A 21,331-nucleotide genomic window follows, 5' to 3' on the forward strand; every position below is an offset into this window, starting at 1 on the left:
GAGTCGCGTTAAGGCTACTGCAAACCCCATTGACAACCCGCATATCTTTACAATCATGTTACACCATCCCAGTTTTGAACAGGACGACGTACTGATGTTAAATCCCGATCCCGAAACGGCCGCTTTGGACGACGACGACGACGATTTCGACGGAGGAGCCGAATTTGACGAGTTAGGTTCCGGTGCCACCAGTGGCTATGGCGAAGACGACCTCGAAGACATCGATGAGGACTTCGACGACGACCTTAGCGAAGAACTGGATGACGACATTGACGACGATCTCGACGATGACAGTATGGAATAGGGAATCACCTAAAGCACGCTAACTACTCAACACATATGAATCCACAGGAATCACTACAGGACTCAGAAGAAAACCGCGAGGCAGCGGGCAACGGAGGTCCCGACAACACCGCTCCCGATAGCGAAACGCAGTCTGGCGCTGCTAGTGCCGCTGGCGGACGTACCTCCGAAGAAGGCTCCCGGGCCACAAGCGATCCTGCTGAAGGTCGGGACGAATAGGAGACATTGGACAGCCGTAGGTAGCGCACCACCCTCCCGGAAAGGCGCTGCCTACGGCTTGCTCAACACAGCCAGCAAGGTCTGGCATTTCATTTCCGTTTCCTGCCACTCGCGTTCCGGCACCGAATCTTCGGTCAGGCCGGCTCCGGCAATGAGTGTAGCCACGCGACCTTCCAGCTTCATACAGCGGATGTGCACAAACAGATCCGTGGCTGGTTGTTCTTCCGTCGAACCGATATTGACCGGTCCCAGAAAACCAGCGTAGAACTCGCGGTCGTGGGTTTCGTGGCGCCGAATAAAATTGAAGGCCCGATCGCGCGGCATGCCGCAGACGGCCGAGGTCGGATGAAGTAGCCGCAGCATGACGGTGCCCAGCTGGGGGTAATGCACCGCCTGCGTATCGACCGTAAACTGGGTGCCCAGGTGCATCAGATTACCGGCTACAATGGTCTTTGGCCCCTCTTCCAGGTATTCGCGCAGTCGAATTTTCTTAAAGCATTCGATAATATACCGGCTTACCAGCGCCTGTTCCTCAATTTCTTTCTGCGACCACATAGCTTCTGCCGGTCGTTTGGCTACGCCGTTGGCATCGGTTGCCGACTGGGTACCCGCCAGCGAGAGGGTTCTGAAGAGGCCGTCGGCGTTCTGGCTAACCAGCCGTTCAGGGGTGGCGCTCATCCAGATCTGTCCACGTTCGGGTAACGACACGGCCGAAATAAAGGCGGTAGGATAGGTGTCGCACAGTGTATCGAACAGGGCTACCGCGTCGGGGGCCTCCGAGAACTCGACGCGCTTCGTTCGGGACAGCACCACTTTTCGGAATTCACCCCGCTGCATGGCCTCAACGGCCTGAGCAACACGGTGTATGTAGTCTGCCTGCGCGTTAGGGTCGGGGAGGTCGGTTAGCAACAGCGAAGCCGGGCGCTCTGCCGTTGGTTGTTCAGCTACTGCCTGCCAGAAGCGGTTTACGGCCGGATCGTTGGCTGTCTCCACGATTTTACCCCCCTGCTCACCAAACGTTGCGTGAATGTCGGCGCGCAGGAACAGCGTGCGGGCGGGGCTGTCGGGACCGAAGTCGAGGTTGTCGAAGGGACTAATGGCAAATCCGGCGGGTAGTTCTTCCAGATCGACCGATACACGCGGCAATACGGTATCCAGCGAAACGATCAGATGTTTGTCGGCCCGGTTGGGGAGCCGCCAGAGCGCAGCGGGATACCCGAGCGAGAGCGCCGTTTGCCAGAGGTCAGTGGCCGTGGGCTGACTGGTAAGCCAGGATTTTTCAGAAAGTACGGTGTTGATGAGCGGATCAGGTTGCATAGTCAACAGCCGACCGGGCAAAAGATCGGCTGTATGGGTAACAGTTTGTAGACAGGATTTGTGCGTAACCCGGGCAATAAGTTGACAGGTACGACCGCTAGGGGGTAATAATAGCTATAGTCAACCGACTGACGCAGACCGTACGTCCCTGCTCGTCTGTGATGCGGATGTCCCAGACGTGGGTCGAGCGCCCGACGTGAATGGGCGTACACCGACCGTAAACCCAGCCCTCGCGCACCGAGCGGATGTGGTTGGCATTCACTTCTACGCCCACAGCCCGCTGGGTGGCAGGATCATCCAGCATCATGAAGGAAGCCGTACTACCCATCGACTCCGCCAGCACGACCGAGGCTCCGCCGTGCAGGATGCCGAAGGGCTGGTGCGTGCGGGCATCCACCGGCATCCGGGCCAGCAAATAGCCTTCGCCGGCTTCTGTAAACTCAATACCAAGGTGTTTAACAATAGAGTCGGCGTGGGCAAAGGAAAGGTTACTCAGGTCGAAACCAGCTTTCATAATGCAGTGGTTTATTCTTAATTTTGTAGTTGAATACAACTTAAGACAAAGCTAAGGGCTTGCAGCAAAAAACCATTTATTTAATTCGCCACGGCGAAACGGACTACAACCGACGGGGCGTAGTTCAGGGCAGTGGTGTCGACTCGGACCTCAACGACATGGGTCGGGCGCAGGCGATGGCCTTTTTTCAGGCGTATCAGCACGTACCTTTCGACAAAATCTACATCTCCGCGCTGAAGCGTACGTACCAGACGGTTGAGTCGTTTATCGAACTGGGCCTGCCCTACGAAAAGCTACCGGGTCTGAACGAGATCAGCTGGGGCGTTATGGAAGGCCGGGTGCCGGGTAACATCGAAAACGAGTACTACAGCGCACTCATCACGGCCTGGGCGTCGGGTAATACCGCCCTGCCAACCGACGGCGGAGAAAGCCCCGACCAGGTGGTGGTTCGGCAACGGGTGGCTATAGAAGCTATTCTGTCGCATCCGGACGAGAGCACGGTGCTGGTGGCCATGCATGGTCGGGCTATGCGTATCCTGCTCTGCTGGCTTACCAATCAGCCACTGGCCCATATGGATCAGTTCGAGCACAGTAATCTCTGTCTCTATAAGCTTCAGTACAACTACGAGACCGCTGCGTTCACGATCGAACAGGCCAATGATACGGCGCATCTGCTGACGCTGGCCCTGGCGCACTAGGCCTGTTTGCCGATTCCGGTAGTACCAGTGTACGCGCCAGTAATCCGCCAATAGCTCCTTTGGTAATGGGTAGCTGGGTACAGATGCCTTCTTTCTCGTACATTCGCTCATAGTCCGGTAGTGGACGCGACTGACGCATGGGTTTTCCGAAACAGAAAATATATTGGTTTTGTCAGTTATTCGGCTGGACGCTGCTGATTCTGGTCGAATACCTGGCCTACGTGCTTGAAGACGGGTTCGATGCGGATACGCTATACCTGGCCGTTGCCAATATTTTTCTGGGCATCACCCTGACGCATCTGTACCGGCTCATGATCCGGCGCTGGAGCTGGGTACGCCTGCCGTTCGTGCAGCTGGCGCCCCGGGTGCTGCTGTCGGTCTTTGTGCTGGCCCTGATCATGACCATGGTCAACATGCCGTTCGACCAGATTATTATTCCGGATAAGCTGATCGATGAGCCCTGGCCCGTTATCGGCTATATACTGAGCTGGGGTAAGGCCATGCTGGCGTGGGTACTGAGCTATACGGTTTATCATTACGTAGAGCAAACCCGAAACGCCGAAATTGAGAAAATTCTGCTGAAAACAAGCATCCGCGAGACGGAGGCCAAAGTGCTGCGCTCTCAGCTGAATCCTCATTTTGTTTTCAACGCACTCAACAGCATTCGGGCGCTGGTTTACGAAAATCCGGACAAGGCCCAGCAGGGGATCACCCAGCTTTCCAACCTGCTCCGCAACTCATTACTGGCCGACCGCCGAAAAACGGTAGAACTCCGTGAGGAGATGAAAACCGTAGAAGACTACCTGGCGCTCGAAAAAGTACGCTACGAAGACCGGCTGCGCTCCCGCATCGAACTGGATGGCCGAACGCTGTTCTGGCAGGTGCCGCCCATGATGTTGCAGACGCTGGTCGAAAATGCCATCAAACACGGAGTGTCTCAGGCAGTAGGGGGCGGCTTCGTGTCGGTTAGCTCTACCATTAAGGCGGATAAACTTCATATCACGATCCGTAATACCGGCGTGCTGGGCGACCGAACGGCGTCGGGCGGGTTCGGTCTGGCCAATACCGCACAACGACTCGAACTCCTCTACGGGCCCGAAGCTTCGTTTGAGATTGATCAGGAAGACGATGATCCCAGCGAGGGCCCGGTCGTTTGTGCGCATATCAGCATTCCCGCTCAGTCGGAGGGGTTATTCCGGCGAGCCGCTACCGCCAAAATGATGAGCGGAGAGTGAGACGGGCTGCCCGTACGCCTAATTATCATGTGACGTTATATATCTATTCCCCATGAAGACCCTCATTATCGATGACGAGCGCCTGGCTCGTAACGAACTTCGTCGACTGCTTGACAACTTTCCCAAAATTCAGGTCATTGGCGAGGCCGCTGATGCCAATGAAGCGTTACCGATGATCGAAGAACTCGAGCCAGATCTGCTGTTTCTCGATATTCAGATGCCCGGTAAAAACGGATTTGAACTACTTCAGTCGATTGAAGGAAAAACGCCGGAGGTTATTTTTACCACTGCCTACGACGAGTATGCTATCAAAGCGTTTGAGTTCAATGCGCTCGACTACCTGCTTAAACCCGTTGAGCTGGCCCGCTTGTCCGATGCCATCAACCGCATAGAAGAAGAGCAGCACACCACCGACTCAACCGGCACAAACCCGACAAACGGTTCACTCTCCAAGGTACTGGGCGAAAATGATCAGGTGTTCGTGAAGGATGGCGAAAAGTGCTGGTTCGTAAAGCTGGGAAAGGTACGCCTGTTCGAGTCGATGGGTAACTATGTCCGACTGTACTTTGACGATCAGAAACCCCTGGTTCTGAAGTCGCTCAATGCGCTCGAAGATCGGCTAAACCCGAGCACTTTCTTCCGGGCCAACCGGAAACACATCATCAACCTGCAGTGGATCGAAAAGATTGAACCGTGGTTCAGCGGTGGGCTGCTGGTGACCCTGCGCGGGGGCGATAAAATTGAAATCAGCCGGCGTCAGGCTATTCGGTTCAAAGATTTGCTAAGTTTGTAGAGGGAGAGCCGATTCGTTCAATAGATGTACAGTGCTGTTGGCAAACCGCTCGTCAACAACCGGCAAACGCTCCCTGTTTAGTTCATGAAGTACCTGATTACAGCGTTATTCCTTGGATTGCTTTGCCTGTCGCAGGCGTGTCGTACTAAACCGTCTGGTCCTCCCAAACTGAAGCAGCAGCTTTATACGTTTTCGGGAGAAAGCCGCTGCGATACAACCAGTAACCGGGGGGTCAACGTGTCGGTATCCTACGTACTTCTCTCCGATGACGAACCCGGCGCCAGTACCATCAACGGTCAGCTGAGCGATATGGCTGTAAGCAGTGTGACGGACTGGCTCGATAGTGCAACGGTTGCCGCTAATCCGGGTTCTCGCTCTGATCTGAACAAAGCGGCTGCCCTGTTTGCGGCCGATTACCAGAATATGCTTACCGAAATGGGTAGCCTGGGCGGGTGCTGGGAGCTGAAAACGACGGCCGATACGGTTTTCTCGAATGAAAATGTGCTGACGGTCAAAATGGAAACCTACGCCTATACAGGGGGGGCTCATCCGAATTCGAACCAGTCATTTTTCACCTTTAACCGGGAAACAGGGCAGCCACTGAATCTGAGTGACATGGTATCCGATACGGTTGCTCTACTCGGCGTAGTCGAAAAAGCATTTCGGAAACAGCAGCAGCTACTACCTCAGTATAATCTGGAAGAACGGGGGTACTTTCTGCATGACGGTCGGTTTTTCCTGCCCGCTAACGTGGGCCTGAGTCCGAAGGGCATGATCTTCTATTACAACCCCTACGAAATTGCCGCGTACGCCGTGGGCCCGATCGAAGTAACGGTTCCCTACGAACAGCTGAACGGTATTCTGCGCGAAGGCTGGCTGTAACGATACACACGAAAACAGGAGCGCCCCGGTCGACCTATCGACCGGGGCGCTCCTGTATAAAAGAGGCCTGTTAACGATTCATCGAGATCAGGAATTCTTCGTTGTTCCGGGTGCCCTTCATCCGATCGAGGAGGAAGTCCATGCTTTCCATTGGGTTCATATCTGACATGTGCTTACGCAGAATCCAGACCCGTTGCAGGGTTTCCTTATCGAGCAGCAGATCTTCCCGGCGGGTTCCCGAGGCCATCACGTCAACAGCGGGGTAGATGCGTTTGTTAGCCAGTTTGCGGTCCAGCTGAAGCTCCATGTTACCCGTACCTTTAAATTCTTCGAAGATCACCTCGTCCATTTTCGAACCTGTATCGATCAGGGCCGTAGCGATGATCGTCAGCGATCCGCCATTCTCCACGTTCCGGGCTGCGCCGAAGAAACGCTTGGGCCGGTGCAGCGCGTTGGCATCTACACCACCTGACAGGATTTTACCCGACGACGGAACCACGGTGTTGTAAGCCCGCGCCAGACGCGTGATCGAATCGAGCAGGATAACCACATCGTGGCCACATTCAACCATCCGCTTCGCCTTTTCTAGTACCATACTCGACACTTTTACGTGGCGGTCGGCCTGCTCATCAAAGGTCGATGAAATAACTTCGGCATTGACGCTGCGGGCCATGTCGGTTACCTCCTCGGGCCGTTCGTCGATGAGCAGCACGATCAGGTAGACCTCCGGGTGATTCCGGGTAATGGCATTGGCAATCTCTTTCAGCAATACCGTCTTACCTGTTTTCGGCTGCGCGACGATCATACCACGCTGCCCTTTTCCGATAGGAGCAAACAGATCGAGCACCCGCGACGAATAATTCTCGGGCCGGTTGCTGAGGTGAAGCTGCTCCTCGGGGAAAAGCGGAGTCAGGTACTCGAACGGAATACGATCACGAATCTCCTCGGTGGTTTTCCCGTTGACGGTCGTTACCCGCAGCAGGGCAAAGTATTTTTCCCCCTCTTTGGGTGGGCGAATGGCTCCGCGCACCGTGTCGCCGGTTTTCAGGCCGAACAGCTTGATCTGCGAGGGCGATACATAAATATCATCCGGGCTGGCGAGGTAATTGTAGTCAGCCGACCGCAGGAACCCATAGCCACCATCGGACATAATTTCCAGTACCCCTTCGTTATCGATGATACCGTCAAACTCCCGGATGTGCTGGTTGTACTGCCGACGAATGCGATTCTGATACTCCTGCGCTTCGCGGGACGGCTGCGGAACCTGGGGCATCTGCGCCGAAGCAGGCTGATCTGCCTGTTGAACATCCGTAGGCTGGTCGTTGGACTCTTCCGTAACGGGGGCCGCCGGTGCCGACTGCATATTCCCGCTGTTGTCTTCAGAAACAACGGTAGGTGTGATAAACTCGTCTTCCGGTTGAGCGTTGTAGTTTATCGCTGTATCGTCGGCAACAGGTCTTGGTATCCGCGAACGGTGACCGGGGCCTCCTTCGCGCATATTGTCACGACGGCCGCCATCGCGCGGACGGACAGAGCGGTCGGCAGATAAATCGTCACCAGCGGGCCGGTCGCTCCGGTTTTCGAACCGCTGCCGACCGTTAGGATCACGCGGACCGGCGGGTTGTCCGTCGGGGCGTTGCATACGCTGCCGATTCTGGTCGCGCTGTCCACCATCCCGGGCTGCTCCGTCGCGCTGACCGCCATCCCGATTGTTTTCGGGGCGAGTCCGGGTAGGGTCGCCGTTCGCGTTACCAACCCGCTCCCGGGTACGGAGTGGTCGCTCCGACGATCGGGCTTCCGTTGGCGTGCTGGTTGCTGCACTGGTTTCAGCGGCCGTTTGTGGTGGTGCTGCATCGATGGCTGGCTGGGCGCTTTCCAACAATTCCGGCTGGGGTTGCTGTGCTGGCTGGGCATCGGCCGGGAACGTTCCCGGCTCGGCTTCGGCTACAGGGGCTTCGGCGGTTGAGATAGTGGTCTCGCCAGTTTCAGACGTTGGGGGAGGAGTAGGGGCTGCATCGGCATCGCGACGAGTCCGCTGGCGACTTCGGGCTGGTTCTGGCTTAGCTACTGGTTCAGCCGGCTCGGCTGGTGGAGTAGCTTCGGCCGCTGGTGCTGCCTTGGGGCGACGACCACGGCGTGGCGCTTCAATGGCGGCCTCCTCACTTTCCGAAACAGGCGTTTTCGACTGTTCGTCGATGATTCTATAAATTAGTTTTTCTTTGGTGTATCTCGCGATGTCGCGAATACCGAATTGCTCGGCAATGGGTTGAAGCTCAGAAAGAAGCTTCATACTCAATTCTTCTTTGTTGTACATACAGTTCAGGTTAACAGGGAACCTTGGCAGGACCGACCGGACGGTCAGAATAGAAAATGGGGGTTGCTGATACGGAGAAGTAAATGCCCGAAGGGCAGGTGCGCGGGTCGGACGAGTGCCGTAACGAGCTGATTCTTAAAGAACCGGACAAGGTAACCGCAATAAGTTGAGTTAACTGGGCAATGGGGTTAATCTAAAAAAGTGAACGGGAAGTACTCTTACTTTATCCAAACACAAAGGTCCGGTGAGGCCAGACGCGGTGGTTATAGAGACGTTTGGAAAACGGATGGTCTGCCGTAGTACGAGCTGTGCCTCCGAAAAGAGCTACCTGCCGACCAGATTGATGTGGGCAAAGGTAACAAACCGTTCCGATTTTGTCAAGATAACGTCAGCGATCTGAAAATGTTTCCCGATCGGGCTTATTAACTGGTATTTTCCTTAAAAATGCTTAAATCTCCATCCTGCTGTAACGATTGCCTGCATCTCCGTCGTTACCTTTCCCGAACACCTTCCTCAAGACGCTGTTTCGACTGACTAATTTACATGAATCTGGTAATAGACTGGGGCAATTCAACCCTGAAGGCTGGTTGGTTTGAAAGCGCCGGGTTGATGGATGCGGGCCGTTACCACTCGGTCGATGACTTACTGGCCGACGTAGCCCAGCGCCCTTTCGATCACGGCATCGTATCGTCAACGAGCCGGCCTGCCAGCGACATTCGGGAGGGTTTGGGAGCCTTGAGTGACAAGCTGTTAGTGCTGGATGGGTACACACCCGTTCCTATTCGGAAACAGTACGATACACCCTATACGCTGGGAGCCGACCGAATAGCGGCTGCCGTAGGGGCGGTTACGCTTTTTCCGGATCAGCACTGCCTGGTTCTAGACCTGGGTACCTGCCTTACGGCCGATCTGGTCAGTAAAGAGGGTATTTTTGAGGGAGGGCTGATCTCGCCCGGGCTGCGCATGCGGTTTCGGGCTATGCACGAACAAACGGCGCGTTTGCCGTTGCTGGATCTGGAGCAGGGGCTCGTGCTGGATGATCAGCAATGGCCGGCGCTCACGGCAACTAATACGCGGCAGGCTATGATGAGTGGCGTACTGAACGGACTGTCTCTGGAAATGAACGGAATCATCGATTACTACCGGCGCGAACGTCCCGGTTTAGTGGTGGTGTTGTGCGGGGGAGACGGTCCAACCTTTGAAAGTCGTTTGAAACCCCCGATATTTGCAGTATCCGAACTGGTGCTGATTGGATTGAATCGTATTTTACAGTATAATGTTGAAAATTTATAAGCGGATACGCCAGACGTTAACGCATAGTTTGCTGGCCATTGCCGCGACCGCACCAGTGGTTCTGGCGCAGGGATTAGGAAATTCGCCATACTCCGCGCTGGGTCTTGGCGAACAATATACCTCTGGCAACGTCACGAACATGGGTATGGGGGGTATTGGCATCAGTAATGCCAGCCCGTTCTACCTGAATCTACAAAATCCGGCCCTGTTGGCCCGGCGTACACGGTTCACTGTTTTCGAAGTTGGGTTGATGGGCCAATCGAAGTCGCTCACCCAGAATCTGAACGGCAGTACGCAGAGCCAGCGCGATTTCGGTGGCAACCTGGGCTATCTGGCCCTGGCTTTTCCGGCCAACTCACGCTGGAATATGTCGCTGAGCCTGCGCCCGTATACCTACGTCGACTACAGCACCCGGCAGTACCGGCCCATTGGCAGTACGATCTACGAAGCCGAATACAACTATACTGGTCGGGGTGGTCTTAACAAAGCTGCTTTTGCCAGTGGGTTTCGCATCGGTAAAAACATTTATGCCGGTGCCGAAGCGGCCTTTGTATTTGGCAACATCACCAACACTTCGGATTCGCGCGTTCTCATCAACGAAACCAATGTGGGCGTACAGGATACCCGGGTCGCCCGCCTGAACCGGGCCAATTACAGCGATATCGTGTGGAAACTGGGAGCGGCCTGGCGCCCAAAACTCAGCACAAACTGGACCCTGAACCTGGGAGCTACGTACGATCCGCAGACGCGCATCAACGCTACCGAGACCGATATTTACCAGCAAACGACACTGACCGGGCTGGCCATCTCATCGCCCGATACCCTTCGGTACGGAGCCAATGGGCGGGCTACGCTGCCCCAGCAGTTGCATGTCGGGCTAAGTCTGGAGCGCAACAATACATTCCTGGTCGGTATCGACGTCGGATTTCAGAAATGGACCCAGTTCCGAACGGTCAGCGATCAGCCCGGAAACCTAACCGACGGCTTGACCGTAGCCACCGGGCTGGAGTACACCCCTAAAGCAAACTCTACTCGCTATCGGGATCTCATAACTTACCGGGCCGGTTTCCAGTATAATCAGATGCCTTACCGCGTGGCAGGTGAACAAATCAAAGACATCAATGGTAGTGTTGGCATCTCTTTACCCCTCGGCGCCTATTTGGTCAATCACATCACCGTTTCGGTTGTGGGTGGCCAGCGCGGGGTGCTGACGGGCAGTCAGATTCGTGAACAGTACGTCCGTATGGCGTTAGGCTTCTCGCTGAACGACTGGTGGTTCCGGAAGCAGGTAGTCGATTGATACAGCATGAATAGCGTGACAGGTAAAATGGATACCAGAAATGCAGACAAATGGTCTGGATGGACCAGACTGGCTTTCCGGTATCCATTTTACGTTTGCCTGCTGGGAGCCGTATTGCTGCTGGGCTGCGAAGACCCGAAGCCGACCAGGAAGGTATCCCCGTACAAAGGGCCAATCGAAGAGATTAACGACGTCAAACTACTGTATAGCGAAGCGGCCCTGTTGAAAGTCAAGCTGACCACGGCCAAACAGTATCGGTATGCCAACGATAACCGGACTTATCCTAAAGAGGTTAACATCGTTTTCTACGGCCCGGCTGGTGAAGAGGTGACTACCCTACGGTCTGATTCGGGACGGTACAGCAAAGAAAAGAACCTCTATACCGTTATGGGTCATGTTGTTGTAATCAACAAGCAGAAACAGGAAAAGCTGCTGACGCCCGAGCTGAACTGGAATCCGGCAACCAAAAAGGTGTACACCGAAAAGCGGGTGACAGTCATCAGCCAGCTTACCGGCGAAAACCTGTACGGGCTCGGGCTGGATGCCAATCAGGATTTTACGAACTACAGGATCCGTAAGCCAACCGGGGTCTTCAACGTAGAAACGAATCCTGCCTATTAGGGAGCGGACGCAGGAGCCGGGTTCTGCTGCGCGTTGGTTTCGCAGGCTTTTAGTATAGGCGTAACGGCCGTGACACTGGTTAGCCCGGTTTCTTTTCCCCACTCATTATAAATATAGGTGGTAATCTCGGCCACTTCCAGATCGCTGAGCTGTAGCTGAGCCGGCATCGGTCGGTTATACCGCTTTCCGTTCACAACGATTGGGCCATTCAGTCCATACTTGATGAGGCAGATAACTTTGTCCTTGTTGGCGAGATAATCGGACCCAGCAAGGGGCGGGTAGAGCGCTGCAACCCCTTTCCCGTCAGCCTGATGGCAGTTGGCGCAGTTGCTTTTGTACAGCAAGATCCCTTCGGTAATGTATTTCTGCCGCTTTATCTCTTCATCACTCTGGCACGATGCCAGGGTAAGCAGACCCGCCAGCGTAGCATATAAACCCAGCCGTATTGTCATGATTTGTATTCAGCCAATAGCCGGTTTATGTCATTCATCAGTTTATCAACGCCTTCCTGCGTGGTGCCGTCGTAAATACCGCGTATATGCCGTTGCTTATCGACAAGGATAAAAGCTCCGCTGTGTACAACACCACCCGGGGCCGATGAATCCTGTTGGGCGGTGACCATGTAGCTGTTCTGCCCGATGTCATAAATTGTTTCCCGATCGCCGGTTACGAAGAGCCATTGCCGGCCGCTTATGCCCAGGTTGTCGGCAAATTCGCGCAGTACGGCTACGGAATCGTGCGCCGGGTCAATTGTATGAGAAAGCAGCATAACATCCGGGTTGCCTTTAAACGTCTCATAAACCCGCTTCAGCTGTACTTTCATCTTGGGACAGATGGTAGGGCAGCTGGTAAAGAAAAAATCGGCCACGTAGATTTTGTTGGCAACGGCTTTCGCCGTGACCGTATCGCCATACTGGCTGACGAAGGCAAAATCGGGAATAGTCTGGTATACTGAATCGGTTACCGATTTCCCATCTACTACTTTGGTAACGGCTTCCCGCCTACTCAGGATGGGTAGTTTTTCATCCGACTGACTGCACGACAGCACCAGGCCGGCTGCGAGCAGCACCACAGCCATTCTGTTAATTCTTACCCAGAAACGAGCGGGCTTGCTCGATACTCGAATTGACTCTTGTTTTGACTTCATTGATCTGATCTTTTTGCTCCGCCAGGTAACGCAAAGCTTCTTCTGAGGAAAGTGTAGTGAGGGTGTCGCCGTTGTAATGGTTCATCCAGCTCATCATCGAGCTATCGGCATCTGAGAGGTTTTTACGCAGCCGCATGAGTTGTTCCCGGTCTTCGTCGGCCCGTAGCGTGGCCGCTGGTGAACCGGCCTCTCCCAGGCTGTCGATAGCCGTCAGGCGCTGGTTCAACTGTTTCTTCAGCCCCAGGATATCGCTCGTTTTGGGCATCACCTCGTCGTGAATCGCAAAAACTTCATTTTCGGCCTCCCGTACGGCATCGTCATTCGACTGGCAGCTTCCGAGAAAAAGGGTGGCAGTGAGCAGGCCGGTCAATAACACAACACGATTGTGCATAAATTAATTAAGCTAGGTATAATTAAGCTAGGTAGTAGAACTCAGGTAGATTGGCAGGAATTACTATAGACCGACATGACGTATACCGCCCTGTTATCTGACCGTAGCGGTGGCCCGTTGCTTCAACAGTTCGCGGGCGTTTTTGATTGCGCTGGCCGACGGGTTCTTGCCTCCTATCATCTGCGCAATTTCGCTCACTCGCTCATCAAATGACAATCTCCTGATTCGGCTGACGGTCTTGGCGGCTGTATTGTCTTTGTAAACAAAGTAGTGGGCTGTGCCTTGTCCGGCAATCTGGTGCAGGTGGGTAATGGCGATAATCTGGTGGCTGTGGGCCATGTCGCGCATCATATTACCCATCTTGATTGCAATTTCACCCGAGACACCCGTATCGATCTCGTCGAAAATAATGGTTGGCAACGAGCGCTTATTGGCCAGTATGTATTTGATGGCCATCATCAGCCGCGAGAATTCACCACCAGAAGCTACGTTTTTAAGCTGCTGGGGTTTTATACCCTTGTTGGCGCTGAACAGGAAAGTAATCACATCGATCCCCGTTGCGCTGGGCTTGCCAGTCTCGGCCTGGATTTTCAGGGATGCGTTAGGCATGCCCAGATCATGCAGCAAACCATCAATTTCTGCTTCAATCAACTCGAGTACGGCCAGGCGTGCCGCCGACAGGGCGTTAGCGCTCTCCAGCAACTGGGCGCGGGCAGCTTCGGTCTGGGTTTTGGCTTCGGCCAGCTCATCGTCCAGATTCAGCACCTTGCTTACTTTCTGCCCCAGCTCATCACGCAGCCTGATCAAAGCGGTTACGTCGGTAGCCTGGTGCTTGGTTTGCAACTGATACAGTAGGTTCAGCCGCTCCCGAATGGTTTCGGCCCGGGCATCGTCAATTTCGACATTGTCCTGTTCGGTGCTGATTTCATCCGCCAGATCCCGCAGTTCAATCAGGCTACTCTGCGCCCGCTGCTGCAACTGTTCGTACTGATCGGAAAGCTTACTGATGTAGGAGAGATTGCTGACGGTACTCTTGAGAAAATCGATGACCGACTGTTCCGCGTTGTCCAGGTATTCGTAGGCTAGCTGAAGTCTTTCTTTGATCTCTTCGGCATTCTCCAGGATGTTGAGTTCCTGCTCGAGGGCTTCCTGCTCGTCAGGGGTCAGTTGGGCTTTGACCAGTTCTTCGTACAGGAAATTGTTGTAGTCGAACTCTTTCCGCATGGCTGCAGCTTCTGCCTGTAGCTGATCGTAGATGCTCTTTTTGGCGCGGTAGGCCTGGTAGTCAGTGCGGTACTGCCGGAGTAACGTATCGTTCTGGGCGTAGGTGTCGACAATTTCCAGCTGGTAGTCGTTAGAGCCGAGCAGTATGGAATCATGCTGGGAGTGAATATCCATGATCTGGCTCGTAACCCGACGCAGCGTTTCGAGGTTAACGGGGGTATCGTTAACAAAAGCCCTCGATTTGCCACTGACGCCGATTTCCCGACGCACAATACAGCTGTCCGAGAAGTCGAGTTCTTCTTCCTCGAAAATTCGTTCGATAGCATAACCGGCCACGCCGAACGTGCCTTCAATGACACATTTCAGCTCCGGGTTGTAGAGCACTCTGGTATCGGCCCGATTACCCAGCAGCAAGCCAATGGCGCCCAGCATGATAGACTTACCAGCGCCCGTTTCGCCTGTGATGATATTCAGCTCGCGGTCAGGGGCGAGTTCGAGCTCATCGATCAGGGCGTAATTTTTTATCAATAAGTGCGATAGCATAGGTGAGGTTCCTCAAATAGCTAACAATACCAGCCAGCACTCAGTTCTGAGGAAGCCGTACGTCTTGTGCCGATTCCGATGAAAAAATGTAAAGATAATACCCGTTCACTGGCTACTGTAACTCAGCCTGTCAGGTAGCCCGGCGGCTCCCATTACTGGCCGCTGGCAACCAGTTTACGATACACTTCGGTTTTACTGGGGTCGAGATAGGAAAGCAGCTCGAAGCTTCGCTGGCGCTCGGCGGGAGTACCTTCGTACAGAATGTTGAACAACTCCTGCGATTTGGCATCGAAGAACGAATTAATCAGCACCGAATTGGGAAGTTGCAGACCGATGGTCCGAATGGTACCGAGCAGGTCGAGCGTTTGCTTCCGGGCCTGTACGGGATTGGCGGCAAAGGTGTCCAGTCCCAGGCGGTGGTACGTATACAGCCCATCCCGGAACGGCAGCAGCTGCTGGTTCTGCAAGTTCTCGATGAGCCAGTAGCGGTTACGACGGTCACCTCCGGTTTGCCAGGCCGCGTTTGGTGAGCCCTGCTGAGCCAGGTTCGTGATGGCGTACGCGCGCTGAATGAACAGATTACCGCCCTGCCGACTAAATGTGTCATAATCAACGGCCAGTATGACGTTGGCGTAAAAGGCCAGCAGTGAGGTCAGGTCATCGGAAAACTGGTTCTCGCGAAAGAAGACGGGGGTGGTGGGCAGGTAAACGAAATTGAAAGCCCGATCCACGTAGTTGAAAATTGTGGTTTCGTAGCTGGTACCGTATACGGGTCGGGTAACGGTAATCTGGGCGGTAGCTTCGAAAACCCCCTGAGCCAGTGATTTCACCAGGTTTATATTCATGGAACAGTTGATCCGCTCGTTGGGGGCGAACTGGTCGTTTGTCCATCGGCGCGCATTCATGAACTCCGAAATGATTCCCTGTAACTGATTGACGTACGAAAAGTCCGTCTTCTGGGCTGCGAAAAGCTGGTCGGAGTTAATCGTCACCGTACAGTTCAGCTCCTGGGCCCGGGCCGAATTGACCAGAACACCTACTAACAGCAAGGTTTTTAGCAATTTCATATAAAGCTTTTTTCTGACGACCAGAGTCTGATGCGCAATCGGGCTGAAACGGGAAACCTGTCAGACGGTGAGGGCCGGCTGCGAACCGAGCTTCTCAAGCACAATCTGTAACAAATCCTGCGCCACGTCTTCTTTGGATTTCAAGGCAAATTCACGCACTTGTTCGTCCCTGTCAATAACGGTAATTTTATTGGTATCGTGTCCAAAACCAGCCCCCGAATCCCGCAGTGAATTTAGCACAATCCAGTCGAGGTTTTTGGCATGGAGTTTCTTGAGCGCGTTCTCCTGTTCATTATTCGTTTCCAGCGCGAACCCCATCATCAACTGACCTTCCCGTTTTTGCTGACCCAGAGAAGCGGCAATGTCAACGGTTTTAACGAGTTCAATGGCGAACTGAGCTTCCTTCTTTTTGATCTTCTGATCAGCGGGGTGGGCCGGCGTATAATCGGCCACGGCGGCATTGAGAATCGTGATATCAGCCTGGCTAAAAGCGGCCTGTGTGGCGCTGAACATATCCTGGGCCGACCGCACGTCGATGCGCCGAATGGCGGGGTGGGGCAGAGGCAGGCTGGTAGGGCCGCTGACCAGGGTAACCAGTGCCCCAGCCTGCGCAAAGGCCGCTGCAATCGCGTACCCCATTTTGCCGGTAGAATGGTTACTGATATACCGCACCGGGTCGATAGGCTCCTGCGTGGGGCCAGCCGTAATCAGCACCTGTTTCCCGGTCAGGCTAGCCGTGGTGCTTTTGGCCCAGAACGTTTCCAGGACCTGTACAATGGCTTCGGGTTCGGCCAGGCGCCCTTCGCCCACCAGGCCACTGGCCAGTTCACCGTATTCAGCTCGTATGATGTGATTGCCGAATGACTCGAGCCGATGCAGGTTCCCGACCGTAGCCGGATGCCGGTACATGTCGAGGTCCATAGCCGGAGCGAAGAAGACGGGGCATTTTGCCGACAGATACACTGCCGACAGCAGGTCGTTGCAAATCGCATAGGCACAGCGGGCCAGGGTGTGGGCCGAAGCGGGTGCAATCACTACGGCGTCGGCCCAGAGGCCAAGCTCCACGTGATTGTTCCACTGCCCGTCTTCTGTATGGGCGAAAGCCGACAGTACGGGACGCTTCGATAAAGTAGCCAGCGTCAGCGGTGTGATGAATGTTTTGGCCGACTCGGTCATGACGACCTGCACGTCGGCCCCGGCCTTGACTAGCAGGCGAACAAGAAGCGCCGATTTATAGGCCGAAATACTGCCCGAAACACCTAAAAGAACTCGTTTACCGGCTAATACCATAGACATGATTACGTTAGCTGAACCGCCAGAACCGGCGCGGTTCGGGGCATGCGTCCAAACCAAAAAAACCGCACGGCATCTGGACCGTGCGGTTACTTGTATAGACCAGACGAAGACTACTGCGCTTCTTCGTCGTTATAACGCCAGTATACTTTACCCTCCAGAAATTCGTCGGTAGCGATCGATGTTGGCTTGGGCATACGCTCGTAGAATTTCGAAATCTCGATCTGCTCACGGTTCTCGAATACCTCTTCCAGATTATCGACGGCCGAAACGAATTCTGACAATTTGTTGCTCAGCTCTTCTTTGTTCTTAGACGAGATCTGCCGGGCGCGCTTCGAGATAATCGACACCGACTCGTACAGGTTCCCCGTCTGGGCGGCAATCTTGTCGTTGTCGCGGGTGATGATAGATTGATTGGTTGCCATAATTTTCAGTGTTACTGTTTTCTGCCTTCGGTTTGATCATCAGGCCGTTTCAGCAAGGATCTGTAAACGGCTCGTGTGCCCGAAAGCAATTATTGATTAGCCGCCGTGACCTTAGCTGGCCGACTGGCATCGGGCTGCGCATTTTGTTTTTCTTTTTCGCGTTCCTGTTCCAGCTTCGTCAGGCGCTCCAACTCTTTTTGGCTGGTTTCATACATTTTTTCCGACTCTTTCAGGAAGCGGCTCTTGGGGTATTTGTCAACAAACTCCTGATAATAATTGATTGCTTCCTGATAACGTTCCTTCTGTTTGGTCTCCAGGCTGTTCTGAGCCAGGCTGAACTCCGCGTCAACTTTCAGAAAGGCGAGTTCTTCGTTGTATTGCGAATCCGGAAACTCTTTCTGGAAGTTGTTGATCGCAATGACCGACGACTTGTACGAAGCAATGTTGAAACCGCTGGTTTTGTAATACAGTTTGGCTTTCTCGTAGGCTTTACGTTCCAGCTTTTGCCGTAACTCCAGAATCATGCGGGTACAGTCGTCGCGGTATTTGCTGTCAGGATAAGCATTAATAAAATCCTGCAGAGCCGAGGTAGCTGTCAGCGTGTTCGACTGGTCGAGGTTGAACTGGGGCGTATCTTTGTACAGGGAGAAAGCGTACATATACATCGCTTCCTGGGCGTACTCCGAGCGGGCAAAGGTTTCGTAGAATTTCTTGAACAGCGTAGCGCTAAGCAGATACTGCTGCTGATGATATTGGGTATAGGCGTAGTAGAACTGAGCCATCTCCGACTCGGTGCTTCCCTTCAGAACCGGAATGAGTTCTTCAAACAATAGCCCCGCCCGGTACCAGTCTTCTTTCTTATAATATTCTACCGCTCCTTTGTACTTCTCATCATCGGTCCCGTTCTTCTGTAGTTTCGAGAATGGACTACACGAACCCAGCACAAACACAATCCACGTTCCCAGCAGAACCTTTACAAAATGACTTTGTTGCATACGAAGGCAAAGATACAAAAAAAACAGAGGCTACACCGTTTTAACGACGATGCAGCCTGGATAGTGCCGTGCCGGTCAAGTCTGTTATGACGATTGACCGTTAATTTGTGTTAAAGAAATCTGGCTTCTTTCGGCTTCAATGTAAGCACGTTACTTATTGATGGCGAACCAGCAGGCGTTTGGTGGCCACTTTTCTGCCGTCTACCGATAGTTGATACAGATAATAACCGGTGGGTAGGTTGCGGGTACCGATGCGTAGTTTACGTTCTCCCTGCTCCAGGTTGTATTCGCCAACCGGCGCCCCCAGCACGTTCACCATGACAAGGCGGGCATCGCCCGGCGCCGTAAACTGATAATCAATTTCGGCCGCATCATCAGCGGGGTTTGGATAAGCGTTGGAAACGGAAATTTTCTCGTTGGCAAACAACCGGTCTTCTGCCTTGATTTCAGATCCTGCCAGTGGCCGCGCATCCGCAGATGCAATCGATCCCGTTTCTGAGGCCGAAGAGCGACCATTCGCCGACTTGGTCATGGGTTTAGTCATCAGCAAGGTGCGGTAGTGCTCGTTGATCGGCGTATTTTTCTGGAGGTGTACGGACCGATCCAGGCCAACCGTTGCGGGGTTAGGCACGAGCGAGAAGCGCCGTGACAACACCGGTTTTGAGGCTATTCGTGATGTCGTCGGGGTTCGGCCCAGTTCAAGCCGGCTGCCTTTTCGGGCGTCCGAATCCCGCTGAGCGACCTGCGCTCTGAGCGGGACTGTAGCCAAAAGCAAGCCCGACAACACACTCATAAGTATAAATTGTTTCATCAAGTTCGAATTCAGGTATACTCCTATTCACCACAAACGTATTCACGGAAAAAGACAAAGTCAACGACGTACTGTCTAAAAAATTGTTAAAACCATTAATTTATACTCCTTTGAACGAGTTTCTTAGCTAAAGGTTTAGTTGGTGACTTTGTTTTTAGTGTTTTTCTAGCGGGTGGCTGCTCGGCAGGCGGAGTCTCCAGCCACAGGACCTGTGCCTTGGTCGGCTTTTCGGCATCGCGCCATCGGAAGCCATCGAGTTCTTTGGCATCGTCGGTAATTTCTTTCGGCGGAATCAGCTGAGCGTCGGGCTGGCCGTAAAATCGAATGCGCCCTACTTTGTTGTCGGCAAATTCAATGTTCATGCGGCTACACTCAACGTGGTTCAGCCCAATCATCCGGTTCTTTTCATCCACAGCGTAATAAATACTCTGCCCGTTGCCCTCAACAACGACTCGTTCCAGAGCGGTCTGTTCGCGTACGGGTGCCGTCGCTGACGCGGGTGCTGTGTTATTTGCCAATACGCGCTGCCCTACGGTTTTCGTTGCAGTGGGTGTACTGGTTCGGGAAGCAATAGCCGAGGCCAGCGCAGTCGTCGACTTACCGGCTGTTGTTACCGGCGGGGCATCGACAACAGGCTTGGTTGTAAAATAGGCCGTAATAGTGCGTCCTTTTACCTGGTTGAAATTCTGAAGTGTATCGAGCGAAACCACGAACGATTTCGTTTTCATAAACATGGTGCTGATGCGATTATCTTTTAGCAGGGCCCGCATGGAGTCGGCCTCCATCTGGTACTTGTTCTGGCTCCAGACGATGGGCTTTTTGTAGAAATAGATGGTAGAGTCGGCGGTGTTGTAGATCAGCGAATCACACTTGCTCTGCAGGTCTGACTTATACACGAACACATTTTTCTGCCCCATGAGCCGACGGGTGTTGGTGACTTTATCATCGAAGGAGAACAGCGTATCGGCCCGCAGATAGAGCGTATCTTTGGTTTCTTCGTTGGCCAGGCTTTTGGCTACTGGCTTGCCCGTTACCCGCGACACCCCGGCTTTGCCGTTATAGCGAACATGCTCGCCGGTAATTACCGCCTTCCGGTCTTTGGCTACCATGATGACATTCCCCTTGGCAATTCCCAGTTCAGACACGTTATCATAATAGAGCGAATCACCCGTGAGTCGGTATTTAGGCGTTTCGACCGTGGCCCGTCGCTGAAAGTTGGAGATGCCGGAGGTTGTATTGTACTGACCTTCCCTGGCTGTCAGAACACCATCCTTGTTCGTAATTCGGGTCGGTCCCTGAAACGTCGCGATCCGACTGAGCGAATTATAGAGCAGCGAGTCGGCCGTTAACGTACCTTTGGGGTTGACGAGCTTAACATTCTGTCGAAAGGTAAAAAGCTTGCTGCGGGTATCGTAATAGCCTTCGCGACTGGTCAGCACGTTCTCTTTATCAACAATCCGGCCGGGCGTGGGATAGTGAGCGATACCCGAAATCATATCGTAGTCGAGCTGACCCGTGGTGAGCGTCATCTTGCGGTCGCGCATGGTCACGCGGCCACGCAGATTCGCCTGTCGGGTATTGCCGTAGTAGAACATGGTATCACCCCGTACGCTGATAGTATCGCCCTGGATGAGCCGAACGTTACCGTACGCTTCGATAACGTTTGTAGTTACGTTCTGAATCGCCAGGTTGCAGTACATGAGAATGCCTTTCTGTCGAAAGCGAACATTGTTGTATATTTTTCGGACAACCTGGCCCGGAACGTTTACCCCAACCAGGCTGTCGGCACCGGGTAACAACTCAACCTTATCCGTTGCTCCGGTCGACATGGGAGGACGGCCCACCTGAGCCAGCGCATCCACTGAACTGAACAGGCTGACAACAATACCCAGAAGCAACAAACAATACGTACGCATACTTACCATAACGACAAAACTACGGCAACC

The 21,331-nt window shown here is 53.7% G+C and carries 22 protein-coding genes; 9 read left to right on the forward strand and 13 right to left on the reverse strand.

The window, feature by feature from the left end:
• Positions 1-55 precede the first annotated feature (55 nt).
• Positions 56-304 carry an adhesin gene (locus tag B1C80_RS18690; protein WP_077922730.1) on the forward strand — a complete coding sequence of 83 codons (249 nt, stop codon included), beginning with the start codon at positions 56-58 and terminating at the stop codon, positions 302-304.
• Positions 305-339: 35 nt separating this feature from the next.
• Positions 340-522: a hypothetical protein gene (locus B1C80_RS18695; RefSeq protein ID WP_077922731.1), complete on the forward strand. Its 183-nt coding sequence runs from the start codon at positions 340-342 to the stop codon at positions 520-522.
• A gap of 51 nt (positions 523-573) precedes the next feature.
• Here the strand turns inward: B1C80_RS18695 and B1C80_RS18700 are convergent, their stop codons facing one another.
• Together B1C80_RS18700 and B1C80_RS18705 are read right to left on the reverse strand one after the other, a co-directional pair.
• Positions 574-1,839 (reverse strand): chorismate-binding protein, encoded by a 1,266-nt coding sequence (locus tag B1C80_RS18700; protein WP_077922732.1) that lies wholly within the window; start codon positions 1,837-1,839, stop codon positions 574-576.
• 97 nt (positions 1,840-1,936) lie between these two features.
• Entirely contained in the window at positions 1,937-2,353 is a 417-nt protein-coding gene (locus tag B1C80_RS18705) for a hotdog fold thioesterase (protein WP_077922733.1), read from the reverse strand.
• A gap of 59 nt (positions 2,354-2,412) precedes the next feature.
• Between B1C80_RS18705 and B1C80_RS18710 the strand changes: the two genes are divergently transcribed.
• From B1C80_RS18710 to B1C80_RS18725, 4 genes are all read left to right on the forward strand, one after another.
• Entirely contained in the window at positions 2,413-3,051 is a 639-nt protein-coding gene (locus B1C80_RS18710) for a histidine phosphatase family protein (protein WP_077922734.1), read from the forward strand.
• Positions 3,052-3,188: 137 nt separating this feature from the next.
• Positions 3,189-4,286, forward strand: a complete 1,098-nt coding sequence (locus B1C80_RS18715; protein WP_077922735.1) for a sensor histidine kinase — start codon at positions 3,189-3,191, stop codon at positions 4,284-4,286.
• Between the two features lie 52 nt (positions 4,287-4,338).
• Positions 4,339-5,079 carry a LytTR family DNA-binding domain-containing protein gene (locus tag B1C80_RS18720; protein ID WP_077922736.1) on the forward strand — a complete coding sequence of 247 codons (741 nt, stop codon included), beginning with the start codon at positions 4,339-4,341 and terminating at the stop codon, positions 5,077-5,079.
• A gap of 84 nt (positions 5,080-5,163) precedes the next feature.
• Positions 5,164-5,961, forward strand: a complete 798-nt coding sequence (locus B1C80_RS18725) for a DUF3298 and DUF4163 domain-containing protein (protein ID WP_077922737.1) — start codon at positions 5,164-5,166, stop codon at positions 5,959-5,961.
• Between the two features lie 70 nt (positions 5,962-6,031).
• On the opposite strand, the gene rho is transcribed toward B1C80_RS18725, so the two are convergent.
• Positions 6,032-8,275 (reverse strand): transcription termination factor Rho, encoded by a 2,244-nt coding sequence (gene rho / locus B1C80_RS18730; protein ID WP_077922738.1) that lies wholly within the window; start codon positions 8,273-8,275, stop codon positions 6,032-6,034.
• A 543-nt stretch (positions 8,276-8,818) separates the two neighbouring features.
• Between rho and B1C80_RS18735 the strand changes: the two genes are divergently transcribed.
• The 3 genes from B1C80_RS18735 to lptC are packed head-to-tail and all read left to right on the forward strand — an operon-like array spanning position 8,819 to position 11,489.
• Positions 8,819-9,568 carry a type III pantothenate kinase gene (locus tag B1C80_RS18735; protein WP_077922739.1) on the forward strand — a complete coding sequence of 250 codons (750 nt, stop codon included), beginning with the start codon at positions 8,819-8,821 and terminating at the stop codon, positions 9,566-9,568.
• Positions 9,552-10,868: a hypothetical protein gene (locus B1C80_RS18740; RefSeq protein ID WP_236648833.1), complete on the forward strand. Its 1,317-nt coding sequence runs from the start codon at positions 9,552-9,554 to the stop codon at positions 10,866-10,868. Before B1C80_RS18735 ends, B1C80_RS18740 begins: the two co-directional genes overlap by 17 nt.
• Before the next feature lie 6 nt (positions 10,869-10,874).
• Positions 10,875-11,489 (forward strand): LPS export ABC transporter periplasmic protein LptC, encoded by a 615-nt coding sequence (lptC, locus tag B1C80_RS18745; RefSeq protein WP_236648834.1) that lies wholly within the window; start codon positions 10,875-10,877, stop codon positions 11,487-11,489.
• Here the strand turns inward: lptC and B1C80_RS18750 are convergent.
• The 10 genes from B1C80_RS18750 to B1C80_RS18795 all read right to left on the reverse strand — a co-directional run bounded on the left by B1C80_RS18750 (position 11,486) and on the right by B1C80_RS18795 (position 21,301).
• Positions 11,486-11,941, reverse strand: a complete 456-nt coding sequence (locus tag B1C80_RS18750) for a cytochrome c (protein WP_077922741.1) — start codon at positions 11,939-11,941, stop codon at positions 11,486-11,488. The two genes, lptC and B1C80_RS18750, sit on opposite strands and share 4 nt — an antisense overlap.
• The gene (locus tag B1C80_RS18755) at positions 11,938-12,567 is read right to left on the reverse strand and encodes an SCO family protein (protein ID WP_139361684.1); all 630 of its coding nucleotides are present in this window, start codon (positions 12,565-12,567) and stop codon (positions 11,938-11,940) included. The genes B1C80_RS18750 and B1C80_RS18755 overlap by 4 nt, the downstream gene beginning before the upstream one ends.
• A gap of 4 nt (positions 12,568-12,571) precedes the next feature.
• The gene (locus tag B1C80_RS18760; protein ID WP_077922743.1) at positions 12,572-13,027 is read right to left on the reverse strand and encodes a viral A-type inclusion protein; all 456 of its coding nucleotides are present in this window, start codon (positions 13,025-13,027) and stop codon (positions 12,572-12,574) included.
• Positions 13,028-13,120: 93 nt separating this feature from the next.
• Positions 13,121-14,794, reverse strand: coding sequence for a DNA repair protein RecN (gene recN / locus B1C80_RS18765; protein WP_077922744.1), 1,674 nt, complete (start codon positions 14,792-14,794; stop codon positions 13,121-13,123).
• Between the two features lie 152 nt (positions 14,795-14,946).
• The gene (locus B1C80_RS18770; protein ID WP_077922745.1) at positions 14,947-15,861 is read right to left on the reverse strand and encodes a DUF4835 family protein; all 915 of its coding nucleotides are present in this window, start codon (positions 15,859-15,861) and stop codon (positions 14,947-14,949) included.
• Positions 15,862-15,921: 60 nt separating this feature from the next.
• The gene (gene coaBC / locus B1C80_RS18775) at positions 15,922-17,151 is read right to left on the reverse strand and encodes a bifunctional phosphopantothenoylcysteine decarboxylase/phosphopantothenate--cysteine ligase CoaBC (RefSeq protein ID WP_077922746.1); all 1,230 of its coding nucleotides are present in this window, start codon (positions 17,149-17,151) and stop codon (positions 15,922-15,924) included.
• A 116-nt stretch (positions 17,152-17,267) separates the two neighbouring features.
• The gene (locus B1C80_RS18780) at positions 17,268-17,579 is read right to left on the reverse strand and encodes a DNA-directed RNA polymerase subunit omega (RefSeq protein ID WP_077922747.1); all 312 of its coding nucleotides are present in this window, start codon (positions 17,577-17,579) and stop codon (positions 17,268-17,270) included.
• An 89-nt stretch (positions 17,580-17,668) separates the two neighbouring features.
• The gene (locus tag B1C80_RS18785; protein ID WP_077922748.1) at positions 17,669-18,574 is read right to left on the reverse strand and encodes an outer membrane protein assembly factor BamD; all 906 of its coding nucleotides are present in this window, start codon (positions 18,572-18,574) and stop codon (positions 17,669-17,671) included.
• Positions 18,575-18,728: 154 nt separating this feature from the next.
• A complete protein-coding gene (locus B1C80_RS18790) occupies positions 18,729-19,385 on the reverse strand; it encodes a T9SS type A sorting domain-containing protein (RefSeq protein WP_077922749.1) in 657 nt (218 codons plus the stop codon).
• A 95-nt stretch (positions 19,386-19,480) separates the two neighbouring features.
• Positions 19,481-21,301 carry an OstA-like protein gene (locus B1C80_RS18795; protein ID WP_369822711.1) on the reverse strand — a complete coding sequence of 607 codons (1,821 nt, stop codon included), beginning with the start codon at positions 21,299-21,301 and terminating at the stop codon, positions 19,481-19,483.
• Between the last annotated feature and the right edge of the window lie 30 nt (positions 21,302-21,331).

This window comes from Spirosoma sp. 209, assembly GCF_002006735.1.
Lineage (GTDB): Bacteria > Bacteroidota > Bacteroidia > Cytophagales > Spirosomataceae > Spirosoma > Spirosoma sordidisoli.

Bases quoted from the DNA above. Each gene is read 5' to 3' on its own strand.
- B1C80_RS18725 (WP_077922737.1), top strand. From the start codon at position 5,164: ATGAAGTACCTGATTACAGCGTTATTCCTTGGATTGCTTTGCCTGTCG.
- B1C80_RS18695 (WP_077922731.1), top strand. From the start codon at position 340: ATGAATCCACAGGAATCACTACAGGACTCAGAAGAAAACCGCGAGGCA.
- B1C80_RS18770 (WP_077922745.1), bottom strand. From the start codon at position 15,861: ATGAAATTGCTAAAAACCTTGCTGTTAGTAGGTGTTCTGGTCAATTCG.
- B1C80_RS18760 (WP_077922743.1), bottom strand. From the start codon at position 13,027: ATGCACAATCGTGTTGTGTTATTGACCGGCCTGCTCACTGCCACCCTT.
- B1C80_RS18750 (WP_077922741.1), bottom strand. From the start codon at position 11,941: ATGACAATACGGCTGGGTTTATATGCTACGCTGGCGGGTCTGCTTACC.
- lptC (WP_236648834.1), top strand. From the start codon at position 10,875: ATGAATAGCGTGACAGGTAAAATGGATACCAGAAATGCAGACAAATGG.
- B1C80_RS18740 (WP_236648833.1), top strand. From the start codon at position 9,552: ATGTTGAAAATTTATAAGCGGATACGCCAGACGTTAACGCATAGTTTG.
- B1C80_RS18700 (WP_077922732.1), bottom strand. From the start codon at position 1,839: ATGCAACCTGATCCGCTCATCAACACCGTACTTTCTGAAAAATCCTGG.
- coaBC (WP_077922746.1), bottom strand. From the start codon at position 17,151: ATGGTATTAGCCGGTAAACGAGTTCTTTTAGGTGTTTCGGGCAGTATT.
- B1C80_RS18735 (WP_077922739.1), top strand. From the start codon at position 8,819: ATGAATCTGGTAATAGACTGGGGCAATTCAACCCTGAAGGCTGGTTGG.
- recN (WP_077922744.1), bottom strand. From the start codon at position 14,794: ATGCTATCGCACTTATTGATAAAAAATTACGCCCTGATCGATGAGCTC.
- B1C80_RS18755 (WP_139361684.1), bottom strand. From the start codon at position 12,567: ATGGCTGTGGTGCTGCTCGCAGCCGGCCTGGTGCTGTCGTGCAGTCAG.
- B1C80_RS18795 (WP_369822711.1), bottom strand. From the start codon at position 21,301: ATGCGTACGTATTGTTTGTTGCTTCTGGGTATTGTTGTCAGCCTGTTC.
- B1C80_RS18720 (WP_077922736.1), top strand. From the start codon at position 4,339: ATGAAGACCCTCATTATCGATGACGAGCGCCTGGCTCGTAACGAACTT.
- B1C80_RS18780 (WP_077922747.1), bottom strand. From the start codon at position 17,579: ATGGCAACCAATCAATCTATCATCACCCGCGACAACGACAAGATTGCC.
- B1C80_RS18690 (WP_077922730.1), top strand. From the start codon at position 56: ATGTTACACCATCCCAGTTTTGAACAGGACGACGTACTGATGTTAAAT.
- B1C80_RS18705 (WP_077922733.1), bottom strand. From the start codon at position 2,353: ATGAAAGCTGGTTTCGACCTGAGTAACCTTTCCTTTGCCCACGCCGAC.
- B1C80_RS18785 (WP_077922748.1), bottom strand. From the start codon at position 18,574: ATGCAACAAAGTCATTTTGTAAAGGTTCTGCTGGGAACGTGGATTGTG.
- rho (WP_077922738.1), bottom strand. From the start codon at position 8,275: ATGTACAACAAAGAAGAATTGAGTATGAAGCTTCTTTCTGAGCTTCAA.
- B1C80_RS18715 (WP_077922735.1), top strand. From the start codon at position 3,189: ATGGGTTTTCCGAAACAGAAAATATATTGGTTTTGTCAGTTATTCGGC.
- B1C80_RS18790 (WP_077922749.1), bottom strand. From the start codon at position 19,385: ATGAAACAATTTATACTTATGAGTGTGTTGTCGGGCTTGCTTTTGGCT.